We start from the raw sequence: 13,119 nt of genomic DNA, 5'->3' as shown, positions 1-13,119 counted from the left end.
GCTGAGCTTGTCGAAGCCCTCACCCACACCCAGGCGAACCCTTCGACAGGCTCAGGGCGAACGGTTGTTACGTCACCGGGCCGGATCTGTAGGATGTGTGGTTTGCCTCTTCACCGGGAAAGCCATGATCGACCTCTACACCGCCGCCACTCCGAACGGACACAAGGTGTCCATTGCTCTGGAAGAGCTGGGCCTGCCCTACACGCTGAAAGTGCTCGACCTGTCCAAGGGCGAGCAGAAGACGCCCGCATTTCTCGCGCTCTGCCCCAATGGGCGCATACCGGCCATCGTGGACCACGAGGCCGGTGGTTTTTCGGTCTTCGAGTCGGGTGCGATATTGATTTACCTGGCCGAAAAGACCGGTCGGCTCATGCCTGCCGACGCCCAAGGCCGCTCGCTGGTGCTGCAGTGGCTGATGTTCCAGATGGGTGGTATCGGCCCCATGATGGGCCAGGCCAATGTGTTCTACCGCTACTTCCCTGAAAAAATCCAGCCCGTGATCGACCGCTACCAGGGCGAGTCGCGGCGCCTGTTCGGCGTGCTCGACGCGCGCCTGAAAGACCACGAATTCCTGGCCGGCGACTACTCCATTGCCGACATCGCCAACTGGGCCTGGGTGCGCACCCACCGCTGGTCGGGCGTGGAGCTCGACGACCTGCCACACCTCAAACGTTGGCGCGATACGATCCGTGCGCGCGCGGCGGTCCAGCGCGGTATCGAACAACCACCGTCGAGCGTGGACCTTACGCGCGACGGCGACGAAGCCGCGAAGCGCTTTGCACAAGAGGCGCGCCAGATGGTCGAAATGGGGCGCTCCAGTGCCACGCCGCCGCCCCAGTCTTGAGCGTTCGCCACGCCCGATCCCAAGCCTTTTCGACGGAGCCCCGCATGAAGCTGTTTGTCTCGCCGCGCGCACCCAGCCCCCGGCGCGTGCTGATGTTCCTGGTGGAAAAAAACATCAATGGTCTGGAGTTGGTGCACGTCGATCTCAACGCGCAAGAGCACAAGAACGCCGCCTACCGCAGCAAAAGCCCGCTGGCGCGGGTACCGGCGCTGGAGCTGGACGACGGGCGCGTGCTCACCGAAACGCGGGCCATCTGCACCTACATGGAGTCGCTCTACCCCGAACCCAATCTGATGGGAGTGGATGCCGAGGAGCGCGCCTTCATTGAAATGGCGGACCGGCGCATGGAGTGGTATTTCATGCTGCCCATCGCCAACTGTGTGCGCCACACCCACCCCGGTCTGGCCTTGCTGGAGCAGCCGCAGTTCGCTGCGTATGGTGAATCGCAGGCCGAGAAACTGCTGGAGACCGCGAGCTGGCTCGACACCGAACTGCAGCGCCAGCCCTGGATCGCCGGCGAGCGCTTCACCATTGCCGACATCACCGCTTTTTGCGCGCTGGAGTTCGCGCGCCTGATGCGGTTCAAGGCCGGCGAAGCGGGCTACCCCGCCTTGCAGGCCTGGCGCGATCGGGTGGCGGCGCGCCCCAGCGCTCTGGTGTAGCGCAGGGCTTCATTTCCACGGCGTGGGGGCCGCCGCGAGCGCGTGCTCCATGGCGGGCAGCGTTTCCAGTTCGGTTTGCAAACGCTGCGCCAGTTGCGCGCGCCAAGCCATTGCCCAGGGCTGGTCGTTCGTGGCCAACAAGGTCTGCGCCGTGCTCAAGTCGTTCAAACGGCCCAGGTAGTCCTGGGCATCGGCCAACGCAGCGGTGCTGCGCTCGACGCGTTTGGGCGGCAGCAGACTGCTCAGAAATTCTTGCGCATAGCGCAGCTGTTTGAGCTGGATGCGCAAGGCGTGCCGCCCGTCCGGACCGAGTTGCAAGGCGTGGCGGACTTCGCGCTGCAGCCGCGCGTACCGCTGCTGCAGTTGCGTGTGCGCCCAGTCGCCCAGCGCACGGTGCTTGCTGGCCTGCTTGGGTACCTCCAGCGCCAGCAGCGCGCGCGTGAAAGCCAGCATGCGCAGACTTTGGGCCGGGCTGTCCAGCACCTGCGCGGCGGCTTGCCAGGCGGTGTGCCGCTCGTGTGCCACCCAGGTCTGCAGCGCCTCGGATTCGGCTGCGGTGTTCAGATACGTGGGCAGCCATTCGGTGGCCAAGACGTCCCAGTTGCGCGCAGCGTCGAGCTGGTGCATCAAGGCGCGGAATTCCGCCCGCCAGTAGGCCACGAAGCGGTGTGGCAAATGGGGCGCGAACAAGGCCAGCCCGGTGCGCAGGCGGCGCAAGGCCACGCGCATCTGGTGCACAAATTCGGGGTCGGGCAGTGTGCCGTCGGCGCTGGCGTTCGCCACGCACATGGCGCCCTGGGCGTGTTCACCCCAATGGGCCACGCCGGCCAGCGCGGCGTGCCGGAACGCCTGCACCGGATGCATGTCGGCACCGAGCAGCAGCGGTGCGGCCTTGCGCGCTTGTGGGCCTTGGCCCTGGAACAGCGCGTAACCCCGCTCGGCCTTGCTGCGGTCTGCCGCGTGCAGGCGCAAACCTTGTTTTGCTTGACCGTGTGGTCCCAGCGCCAGCGTGTGGGCCAAATCGAGCAAGGCGTCCGCGTGCCCGTGTTTCAGCTCCAACTCCAACTCCAAAATCGGCTCGCTGCGCGCCCCGGGTGCCGCACCGGTGGTGATCGCACCCTGGTCGAGCGCGACTTCGATCAGCGAACCGGCATGCGCCAGCAGCCAGGTGCGGCGCGTGAAGTCGGTGCGGAACACCGGCACCAGTTGCCAGGCGAGCCCGGTGAGGGTTCGGGCCAGATCGGGCTGGTCGACCAAGGCCTCGAAGTCGAACGCACCGGGCCGGGTGGGCGCTTCCCATTCGCCGCGCTGGCTCAAGCCGCCCACGGAGCTGCCAGCGGTCTTGACGGTGAGCAAGGTGCGCCGCCCCACGCGGCGCTCGCGCACCGCCATGCGTTGTTGCATCAGCGCCAGGGCGGGGGTGTCGAAATAGGTGTTGCGCAGCCGGGCGCGCACCGAGGGCTGCGCGGCCAGCACGGGGTGCGCCAGCAAGCGCCGCACATCGGCCGGGTGCAGGCTGAGCTTGAGTTCGGTTTCCTGGGACATGGCAAAAGTCGGTGGCGGGCCCTTGATTGTCAGCGACGGGCACTTCCCGGTGCCCATCTTGGTGGCATGGGCGGCGCCGATCCGCACAAGTTGTAACAGGCTCTCTGGTGTTGCGGTCGAGAATGTACGGGTGCAGCCGGCTTTCGGGTGCAGCGTGTCGGATACCCCGTTGGAGAAAACGATGAAAATGCGAAGCCTTTTGAGCGCCGTGGTGTTGGCCGGTTTGGCGGCCTGCGGTGGCGGTGGTGGATCCGCCGCCGGTTCCGGCCATCTGCGGTTGGCCCTGACCGACGCGCCATCCTGTGGCTACGACGCGGTGTATGTGACGGTTGAAAAAGTGCGGTTGCACCAGAGCAGCAGCGCGCGCGAACAAGACGGTGGCTGGTCGGAGTTGACCTTGGCCTCGCCACAGCGGGTGAACCTGCTGGACTTGAACAACGGTGTGCTGCAAGAGCTCGGCCAGACGCCACTGCCCGCAGGCTCTTACCAGCAGCTGCGGCTGGTGCTGGTTGACAACCAGACCACGCCGCTGGCCCAGGCGGTGATTCCCACAGGCGGTGCGGAAGTCGAACTCAAGACCCCGAGCGCGCAACAATCTGGACTCAAGCTCAAAGTCAAGATCGATGTGGCCGCCGACCAGACGGCCGATTTCGTGATCGATTTCGACGCCTGCAAGTCGGTGGTGAAGGCCGGCAAGTCGGGGCAGTACTTGCTCAAACCGGTTCTGCAGGTCATTGCCAGAACCCAGACCGGCGTGGCCGGACAGGTGGACGCATCACTGGCCCACGGCAGCACCACGCTGGCCTTGCAACAAAACGGCGCCACGGTGCGCTCGACCATGCCCACCGCATCGGGCAGCTTTCTGCTGCAACCGGTGGCACCGGGCACCTACACCTTTGTGCTGACCACGCCCGGGCGTGCGGCGGCGGTGGTGAAGGCCGTGGGCGTGGCTTCGGGCGAGGTGGTGCGCATCAATCCGGTGGCCACGCCACTCAACCCGCCGTCCTCGCCCAGCGGAACCCTCACCGGGACCGTGACCACGGCGCTCACGCCGGTGGACGCCACCGTGCGGGCGCTGACGCAGCTCACGGGCGGTCCGCTGGTGGAGTGGCTGGCGCGTCCGGTGGATGGCAATACGGGTGGGTATTTTTATCAGTTGCCCACGGCCGCCCCGCAAGTGGCGATCCATGCCGCAGGCGCCGCGCCGGTGTTCAGCGCCGATGGAGGGGCCGCAGGCGCGTATTCTCTGGAGGCATTGGCCGCAGGGGAGACCCAGGCATCCGGGCCGCTGGTGCTGGGCGGTGGTGCGACCGTGGTGCGCAATTTCGCCTTTCCCTGATATCTTTTCGTCTCCTGTTTCCTCTACCGAGATCTTCCAATATGAACCGTGTTTCTCGCTACCTGCAAGCACCCTTGGTCGTGTGTCTGGCCGTGGCCCTGTCCAGCGCCCCGGCACTGGCCGAAAAACCCGATTGGGTGGGCAAACCCGGCAAGGCTGAAAAAAGCCACAAGAGCGACAAGGGCGATGGGGGCGACAAGGGTGGGCGCGTGGAGCGCTCGTCCTCGGACACGCAGCGGGCCACGTCTTCCGGCGTTTCCGTCCAGGTGCAGATCGGCGGCTATTTTGGCGAGCCGCAGCGCGTGGCGGTTCGCGACTACTATGCGCCGCGACTGCGCGGGGCCAAATGCCCGCCGGGGCTGGCGAAAAAGCACAACGGGTGCCAGCCACCGGGCCAGGCCAAGAAGTGGCGCGTGGGCCAGCCCCTGCCTGCGGCGGTGGTCTATTACCCGGTGCCCCATGCGGTGTCGGTGCAGATCGGCTTGCCGCCCGCCGGCCACAAGTACGTGCGGGTCGCCGCCGACATTCTGCTGATCGCGGTCGGCACCGGCATGGTGATCGACGCGATCGAAGACCTCAGCCGTTAAGGCTCAGCCCGGCGCCACCAGCAGGCGCTGGAGATACTGCCCGGTGATGCTGTCGGGATTCGCGGCCAGCGCCTCGGGTGTGCCGGTGCCGACCACGGTGCCGCCGCCCGAGCCGCCGGCGGGGCCCATGTCGATCACCCAGTCGGCAGTCTTGATCACGTCCAGGTTGTGCTCGATCACCACGATGGTGTTGCCCGCGTCGCGCAACTGGTGCAGCACCTGCAGCAGCAGCTCGATGTCGGCGAAGTGCAGGCCGGTGGTGGGCTCGTCCAGGATGTAGAGCGTGCGTCCGGTGTCGCGCTTGCTCAGCTCCAGCGCCAGTTTCACGCGTTGCGCTTCGCCGCCCGAGAGCGTGGTCGCGCTCTGGCCGAGCTGGATGTAGGTGAGGCCCACGTCCATCAGCGTTTGCAGCTTGCGGTGCAGCGTCGGCACGGCGCCAAAGAAGGCGTGCGCCTGCTCCACCGTCATGTCCAGGATCTGCGCGATGTTCTTGCCCTTGTACAGCACGTCCAGCGTTTCGCGGTTGTAGCGCTGGCCGTGGCAGACCTCGCAGGGCACGTAGACATCGGGCAAGAAGTGCATTTCCACCTTGACCACGCCGTCGCCCTGGCAGGCCTCGCAGCGGCCACCGGCCACGTTGAAGCTGAAGCGCCCCGGGCCGTAGCCGCGTTCGCGCGAGGCGGGCACTTCGGCCATAAGCTCGCGGATGCCGGTGAACAGGCCGGTGTAAGTGGCCGGGTTGCTGCGCGGTGTGCGGCCTATGGGGCTTTGGTCGACGTTGATGACCTTGTCGAAATGCTCAATGCCTTCGATGGCTTCGTGTTCGGCCGGTTCGTCGTGCGAGCGGTACAGCGTGCGCGCGACGGCGGCGTACAGCGTGTCGTTCACCAGGGTGGATTTGCCCGAACCCGAGACGCCGGTGACGCAGGTGAACAGGCCGACCGGAAAGGCCACGCTGACGTTTTTCAGGTTGTGCCCCTTGGCACCCACCACGCGGATTTCCTGCAGCTCGCCCAGGGTGGCGATGTGGGCCGCCTCGCGCGCGGCGCGCCGTTCGGCGGCCGGGCTCATGGGGTAGCGCGGTTTGGCGCCGGCCTTGCCCGCGGGCTTGAAGGCGGGCTTGTGCACCACCGGCAACCAGGGTGTGCGTTGGGCCGGCACCGCGATCGCGCGCGCGCCGCTCAGGTATTGGCCGGTGAGCGATGCCGGTGTGGCCATGACCTCGGCACAACTGCCTTGCGCCATCACGTGGCCACCGTGCACACCGGCGCCCGGACCCATGTCGATCACGTGGTCGGCGGTGCGGATCATGTCTTCGTCGTGCTCCACCACCAGCACCGTGTTGCCCAGGTCGCGCAGGTGTTGCAGCGTGGCGATCAGGCGGTCGTTGTCGCGCTGGTGCAGGCCGATGCTGGGCTCGTCGAGCACATACATCACACCGGTCAGGCCGCTGCCGATCTGGCTGGCCAGGCGAATGCGCTGGGCTTCGCCGCCGCTGAGCGTGTCGGCGCTGCGGTCCAGGCTCAGGTAGTTCAGGCCCACATCGTTCAAAAATTTCAGGCGCTGGCGGATTTCGTTGATCACGCGCGCGGCGATGTCGCCCTTGGCACCGGGCAGGTGCAGCGCGCTGAAATAGGTCAGCGACTCGCCCAGGGTGATGTGGCTGATCTTGTAGATCGGTTGTTTCTGCTCGCCCTCGCCCACGAACACGTGGCGCGCTTCGCGGCGCAGCCGCGTGCCCTCGCACTCGGGGCAGGCCTGCGTGGCGCGGTAGCGCGACAGCTCTTCGCGCACGTGCGAGGAATCGGTTTCGCGGTAGCGGCGCTCGAAGTTGCGCACGATGCCTTCAAACGGGTGCTTCTTGCTGATCTTCTTGCCCGACTGCGGGCCCGATTCCAGCGCGTAGCTGAACTTGATTTCGTCTTCACCCGAGCCGTAGAGCAAGACCTGTTGCACCGCTTCGGGCAGGTCTTCCCAAGGCCCTTCGGCATCAAAACCGTAGTGCGCGGCCAGGCTCTCGATCATGGAGAAGTAGTAGCCATTGCGCCGGTCCCAGCCTTTGATGGCGCCGCTGGCCAGGCTCAGGCTGGGAAAGGCGACCACGCGCGCCGGGTCGAACACCTCGGTGTGGCCCAGGCCGTCGCAGCTGGGGCAGGCACCCATGGGCGAGTTGAAGGAGAACAGGCGGGGTTCCAGCTCGTCCACCGTGTAGCTGCACAAGGGGCAGGCGAAGCGGGCGGAAAAACTGTGGGTCCCGGGTGCTGCGGCTGTGGCCGGTGCGTCGGTCTCGCCGCCCATCTCCTGGGCGATGGCCTTGCCATCGGCCATGCGCAAGGCGGTTTCGAAGCTTTCGGCCAGGCGCTGGCGCAAGGGGTGGGTGCCGTCCTCGTCCAGCGTGTTGCGCACCTTGATCCGGTCCACCACCACGTCGATGTTGTGTTTTTCGGTTTTCTTGAGCGCGGGCAAAGCGTCAAAGTCCACCACCTGGCCATCGACCCGGAAGCGCACATAGCCCTGGGCCTGCATGTCGGCGAACAGCTCGATGAACTCGCCCTTTTTCTCGCGCGCCACCGGCGCCAGAATCATCAGGCGCGTGTCTTCGGGCAGGGCGAGCACCGCGTCCACCATCTGCGCCACGCTTTGTGACGCCAGCGGCAAGCCGTGGTCGGGGCAGTGCGGCGTGCCGGCGCGGGCGTACAGCAGGCGCAGGTAGTCGTGGATCTCGGTCACCGTGCCCACGGTGGAGCGCGGGTTGTGGCTGGTGGCTTTTTGCTCGATGGCGATGGCCGGCGACAGGCCTTCGATCAGGTCCACGTCGGGCTTGTCCATCAGCTGCAAGAACTGGCGCGCGTAGGCCGACAGGCTTTCCACGTAGCGGCGCTGGCCTTCGGCGTACAAGGTGTCAAAAGCCAGACTGGATTTGCCCGACCCCGACAGCCCGGTGATCACCACCAGCGCGTGCTTGGGGATGTCGAGGTCGATGTTCTTCAGGTTGTGCGTGCGCGCACCGCGCACCGACAGCATGCTGCCGCGCGCGGGGGCGACCGCGACCGAGGTCGGGATGTTCAAGGGGGGGAGATTCTGGTTCAAGGCGGGTCGTCGGGGCGTTTCGGGCGGCGTCAAGCGGGCAACCCGACATGATAAGCCTCGCAGCGTTTGGATGCACAGGTGGCTGTGCGTCTGCCCAGACCCGGGTTTCAGCGCGGGCGCTGGCGCAGCCCGATGGCGGCGAGCAGGCCGACCGAGACCAGCACCAGACCGGTCAGCTGTGGGCCGTTGGGCCATTCGCCGGTGACCGGGATGCCGATCAGAATCGTGGCAGCCGGCACCAGCGCCGGGAAGATGCCGGCCCGCGCGGGGCTCAGCAGTTCGGCTGCGCGGGTGAAGCACACCACCGCCACCACACCGGCCAGCACGCCTTGCACCACCACTTGCGTGGCCAAATCCAGCCAATGCATGGCGGCGATGCGACCCAGATCCTGGGTCAGCAGGTAGACCGGAACAATGGCCAGCGCGGAGAGCGCCGACAGCGCCGCCGTGGCGGGCAGGGCCTTGATGCGCCAGCGGCTGGTGAGCACGGTGAACCCGGCCCAGAGCAGGCCGGCAAGCACAAACATGGCGTCGCCCAGCGTTGCCATGCTGCCACCCGCCACCAAACCGGGACCGGCGATCACGGCCAGGCCGATGACGATGATGCCCATGCCGATCAGGCGGCTGCGTGGCGGCCGGTCGTGCAAGACCCAGGCGGCCAGCAGGCTCGTGCCCATCATGGCGCAAGCGGGCTGGATGACGGCGCCGTGGACCAGCGGAGCGAAGCCGTAGCCGCCCGCACCGAGCAGCATGAACAGCGGCCCCACCAGCAGGGCCAGGGTCGCCGCCCGGGGCCAGCCCACACCGGCCAGCTGGCGCGGCTGGTGCGCCAACAGCCAGGGCAAGACCACCAGCCCGGCGCTGCCGTAGCGGAACAAGGCGAAGTCCATGGCGGCAAGCCCTTGGTTCATGCCGGCGCGGGCAAAGGCCATCGAACTGCCCCAGATCAGCGCCGCGCCCAGGCCGAAGAGCAAGCCTTTGAACGCGTCGGAAAGACCGGGCTTGGCCGGGCGGGAGAGGGCGGCTTCGCTCATGCCGCGGGTGTTGGGTCGAGGGTCATGGGGCTTGTGTGGAGTGGCGGCCACCGCGTGGGCGAGACCAGGTCATGGTGCGCCAGACGCGGGGCAGCCCGGTGTCGCAGGTGGGTCATCCGCAGCGGTCGGGCCGGGCTTGGGCAATGGCGCACAATATTGCTCTTTCCCGAACACCCCTGTCGGGCGCCGGGCATTCGCCCGCCGTCCGCGGCTCCAGCGCCGTGCAGCTCTCCACCGAATCCCCCTTTTCCTTGAATCCCGACGCCCAAACGGCCTCTGCGCGCATGACGCGCACCGAGCGGCGCGCCAGTGGAGCCCTGGCGTCGCTGTTTGCGCTGCGCATGTTGGGCCTGTTTCTGGTGTTGCCGGTGTTCGCCCTGGAGGCCGCGCGCTATCCGGGCGGCGACGACCCGGCCCGGGTGGGCCTGGCCATGGGCATTTACGGCCTGACCCAGGCGTTTCTGCAAATCCCGTTTGGTCTGGCGTCGGACCGCTTTGGCCGCAAACCCGTCATCGTGGCGGGCCTGGCCTTGTTCGCCCTGGGCAGTGCTTTGGCGGCCTGGGCGCCCGACCTCACCTGGCTCACGCTGGGCCGCGCTTTGCAGGGCGCGGGCGCGATTTCGGCGGCGGTGACCGCGTTCCTGGCCGATGTCACGCGCGACAGTGTGCGCACCAAGGCCATGGCGATGGTGGGGGCGAGCATCGCGCTCATGTTTGCTTTGTCGTTGTTGCTGGGGCCGTTGTTGGGCGCCTGGATCGGCTTGTCTGGCATTTTTGCGTTGACCTGTGTCTTGGCGCTGGCCGGTATGGCGCTGGTGGTCTGGGGAGCGCCTGCGGAGCCGGTGCGCGCCCGCGCGGCGGGCACGGTGCGCTGGGGCGGCCTGTCCGAGGTGCTGCGGCACGTGGGCCTGTTGCGGCTCAATCTGGGTGTGTTTGTGCTGCACGCGGTGCAGCTCGCCATGTGGATGGCCGTGCCCGCCTTGCTGGTGCAGGCCGGGCTGCCCAAGATCGGCCATTGGCAGGTGTATCTGCCTGCGGTGGTGGCCTCGTTGCTGGTGATGGGCGGTGTGCTGTTTCCCATGGAGCGGCGCGGGCGCTTGCGCGCGGTGTTTCTGGCCGCCATTGGCTTGATTGCCCTGGTCCAGCTGGGCTTGTTGTGGGCTGTGAGCGGCAGCGCCGCACCGGGCTTGTGGCTCTTGGGCGGCCTGTTGTTCGTCTTTTTTATCGGCTTCAACACCCTGGAAGCCAGCCAGCCCAGTCTGGCCTCCAGGCTGGCACCGGCGCACGCGCGCGGTGCGGCGCTGGGCGTATACAACACCTTGCAGTCGCTGGGATTTTTCGCCGGCGGCGCGGTGGGTGGCTGGTTGTTCAAGGTGCACGGGGCGGCCGGCCTGTTCACCGTGTGCGCGGCCGCGAGCCTGGTGTGGCTGGCCCTGGCCTGGCCGATGCGGGCACCCACTGGCGGCAGGGGCTGACCCGGGCTTTAACCCTGCGGCTTTGAGGGCGCGTCGGGTCCCGGTTCGCGCCCATCGGTGTCCGGGTCGCCCAGATCGGGCTTTTCCTGGGCGGCGTCTTCCAGGTCGGGCGCTGCAGGGCCTGGTTCCGCCGGCTCTGGCGGTGCGGCGGCCTCGGGTGTCGGTTCGGGCGCTGTGGCGGCAACTGGCGCGGCGCTCGGTGTTTCCGCTTCGCCGGTGGACACTTCCCGCTCCGGCGGCGCGGTGGTTTTGCTCACCGCCTGGATCATCAGCGACGACAGCGTGTGGTACAGCGGGCGGCTGATCAAGCGCGAGATCAGGCTGGCCAGCATGGCTGCGGCCATCAGGCTCAAGACCATGGAGCGTCCGTTGATCATTTCCATCACGATGATGAAGGAGGTGAGCGGCGCCTGGGTGGTGGCGGCCAGAAAGCCAGCCATGCCCAGCGCGATCAGGCTGGGTGCCAGCGCACTGGTGTTGCTGCCCACAAAAACCTGGGCCACATCGTGTCCGATGCCGGCGCCGATGGAGAGCGAGGGCGCAAAGATGCCACCGGGCACCCCGCTCCAGGAGGTGATCCAGGTCGCCACCAGCTTGAGCAGCACGTAAAGCCGCGAAATGTCGGCTTCGCCGGCCAGCATGTGTTTGACCTCTTCGGCACCCGCGCCAAAGGTGGAGCCGCCGCTGACCAGGCCGATCACCGCGACCGCCAGGCCTGCGAAGGCCGCAAAACGCACCGGAAAGCGTTTGCGGAACAGGCTCACGCGGTCGGGCAGACCTTCGATCGAGGCCGCCAGCAGCCGGGCGAACAGGCCACCCAGCACGCCACACAGGATGACCACCAGCAGGCCGGGCAGAAACACGCCCCAGCTCAAGTGGGGCACCGCGATGGTGCCGAAATAGGTCATGTTGCCGAAGAAGGAAATACTGACCAGGCCGGCCACCACAATGGCCGAAATGATGAGCCCGTTGTTGCGCGACTCCATCTTGCTGGAGAGCTCTTCGATCGCAAAAACCACCCCGGCCAGCGGCGCGTTGAACGCGGCGGCGATGCCGGCCGCGCCCCCGGCCACCAGCAAGGCGTGGTCGTTCATGGCCGAACCCGGGCGCAGCCAGCGCCGCGCGTCGTGCATCACCCCGGCGGCGACCTGCACCGACGGGCCTTCACGCCCCGCCGAAAGCCCGGCCAGCAAGCTCATGGCGCCCAGGCCCATCTTGGCCAGGGTGAGGCGCAGCGAAACAAAATGGCGGCGCATGCGCGAATCCACCTGCGGGTCCAGCGACGCCATCACCTGTGGAATGCCCGAGCCCGAAGCGCCGGGGAAGAAGCGGCGGGTGCACCAGACGATGAGCGCGGTGACGGCGGGGGTCCAGATCAGCACCGCCCAGGGCGCGACCTCGTGCAGGTGTTTGAACCACTCAAAAGCGGTCTCGCTCATGATGGTGAAGGCCACCACGAACAGGCCGGCGATCACCGCGTAGCCCAGCACAATGCTGCGGTCCAGCCAAGCGCGTCCGTCGGACAGTTCGTCCTGCAGGTTCTGTATAAAGTCGGGTTCGCGGTTCTTCATGGCTGACGGGGTCTATTGTTGCATTTCGCGCCGCTGGCCCTGGGGTGGGTGCTTGCGGCACAATCCCAAGCTCAGATGTGCTTGCCGCATCCACCGCTTTTCACCTGACACGCAAGGAACACACCATGGCCTCCGTCAACAAAGTCATCCTCGTCGGCAACTGTGGCCGCGACCCCGAAATCCGTTACCTGCCGTCGGGCCAGGCGGTGGCCAATGTGAGCGTGGCCACGTCCAGCCGCCGCAAGGACAAAAACACCGGCGAGATGATCGAAGACACGCAGTGGCACCGCGTCACCTTTTACGACCGGCTGGCCGAGATCGCAGGCGAGTACGTGAAGAAGGGGCGCCCGATCTATGTGGAAGGGCGTTTGAAATACGGCAAATACACCGACCAGTCCGGCGTGGAAAAGAACACGGTGGACATCATTGCCACCGAGCTGCAATTGCTCGGCGGCCGTGAAGGCATGGGCGGTGGTGACGAAGGTGGCGGCGGCGGTGGCGGCTATTCGCGCCCCGCAGCAGCACCGCGTGCAGCGGCACCAGCCGCACCGCGTCAGGCCCCGGCTGCGGCACCCGCCCGCCAGTCCAGCGGCTTTGACGACATGGACGACGACATTCCGTTCTGAAGACTGGCGCGTCAAGCGCCTGCACGCGAGCCTGCAAACCCCTGTGGTTGCAGGCTTTTTTGTTTCTGGCGGTATGGAAACGGGCACTCGAATCCGGCTTGGGCGTGCCCTTCACGCAGGGTGCGGCGGGTGATTTGTTGCACGCAGAAACAGTCGCTTACGTTTTCCGCCGCCGACCAAGATGAAGCCGCCGCCCGTCCAAGACGGCTCAAACCGGTCGTTGTTTGAGCCGATCATGGAGGCAAGGCAAGGTGATGCGCCGCCGCCAGACCGTCCACCCGCAGGATGGGCGAGGCGGGCGGGGCCGCACAAGAGCCGCTGATGGCGGTTTGGGGTCGGCACCTTG

Annotated in this window: 10 protein-coding genes; 6 read left to right on the top strand and 4 right to left on the bottom strand. The window is 67.0% G+C overall.

All coding sequences use genetic code 11. From position 1 onward, the window contains the following. Positions 1–124 precede the first annotated feature (124 nt). Together ABYB95_RS07410 and ABYB95_RS07405 are read left to right on the top strand one after the other, a co-directional pair. Entirely contained in the window at positions 125–844 is a 720-nt protein-coding gene (locus tag ABYB95_RS07410) for a glutathione S-transferase family protein (protein WP_372657838.1), read from the top strand. Between the two features lie 44 nt (positions 845–888). Continuing rightward, positions 889–1,506, top strand: a complete 618-nt coding sequence (locus tag ABYB95_RS07405; protein WP_372657837.1) for a glutathione S-transferase family protein — start codon at positions 889–891, stop codon at positions 1,504–1,506. A 9-nt stretch (positions 1,507–1,515) separates the two neighbouring features. On the opposite strand, the gene ABYB95_RS07400 is transcribed toward ABYB95_RS07405, so the two are convergent. Continuing rightward, complete coding sequence (locus tag ABYB95_RS07400; protein WP_372657836.1) at positions 1,516–3,051, bottom strand: CHAD domain-containing protein; 1,536 nt, start codon at positions 3,049–3,051, stop codon at positions 1,516–1,518. A 181-nt stretch (positions 3,052–3,232) separates the two neighbouring features. Here ABYB95_RS07400 and ABYB95_RS07395 point away from each other — a divergent pair, with 181 nt between their 5' ends. Together ABYB95_RS07395 and ABYB95_RS07390 are read left to right on the top strand one after the other, a co-directional pair. Further along, entirely contained in the window at positions 3,233–4,390 is a 1,158-nt protein-coding gene (locus ABYB95_RS07395) for a DUF4382 domain-containing protein (protein WP_372657835.1), read from the top strand. A 41-nt stretch (positions 4,391–4,431) separates the two neighbouring features. Continuing rightward, positions 4,432–4,977 (top strand): hypothetical protein, encoded by a 546-nt coding sequence (locus ABYB95_RS07390; RefSeq protein ID WP_372657834.1) that lies wholly within the window; start codon positions 4,432–4,434, stop codon positions 4,975–4,977. A 3-nt stretch (positions 4,978–4,980) separates the two neighbouring features. On the opposite strand, the gene uvrA is transcribed toward ABYB95_RS07390, so the two are convergent. Further along, positions 4,981–8,001, bottom strand: coding sequence for an excinuclease ABC subunit UvrA (gene uvrA / locus ABYB95_RS07385; protein WP_372657840.1), 3,021 nt, complete (start codon positions 7,999–8,001; stop codon positions 4,981–4,983). A gap of 173 nt (positions 8,002–8,174) precedes the next feature. Next, on the bottom strand, positions 8,175–9,101 hold the full coding sequence (locus tag ABYB95_RS07380) for a DMT family transporter (protein WP_372657833.1): 927 nt from the start codon (positions 9,099–9,101) through the stop codon (positions 8,175–8,177). Between the two features lie 284 nt (positions 9,102–9,385). Between ABYB95_RS07380 and ABYB95_RS07375 the strand changes: the two genes are divergently transcribed. Further along, complete coding sequence (locus ABYB95_RS07375; RefSeq protein WP_372657839.1) at positions 9,386–10,576, top strand: MFS transporter; 1,191 nt, start codon at positions 9,386–9,388, stop codon at positions 10,574–10,576. A gap of 8 nt (positions 10,577–10,584) precedes the next feature. Here ABYB95_RS07375 and ABYB95_RS07370 read toward each other — a convergent pair whose 3' ends face one another. Continuing rightward, entirely contained in the window at positions 10,585–12,147 is a 1,563-nt protein-coding gene (locus tag ABYB95_RS07370) for a chloride channel protein (RefSeq protein ID WP_372657832.1), read from the bottom strand. A gap of 125 nt (positions 12,148–12,272) precedes the next feature. Between ABYB95_RS07370 and ssb the strand changes: the two genes are divergently transcribed. Next, positions 12,273–12,773 carry a single-stranded DNA-binding protein gene (ssb, locus tag ABYB95_RS07365; protein WP_372657831.1) on the top strand — a complete coding sequence of 167 codons (501 nt, stop codon included), beginning with the start codon at positions 12,273–12,275 and terminating at the stop codon, positions 12,771–12,773. Positions 12,774–13,119 lie beyond the last annotated feature (346 nt).

The sequence above is a fragment of the Hydrogenophaga sp. genome (assembly GCF_041633695.1).
In the GTDB taxonomy this organism is placed as follows: Bacteria; Pseudomonadota; Gammaproteobacteria; order Burkholderiales; family Burkholderiaceae_C; genus Hydrogenophaga.
The sequence above is the reverse complement of the archived record's forward strand: the minus strand, read 5'-3'. Positions and strand labels throughout refer to the sequence as shown.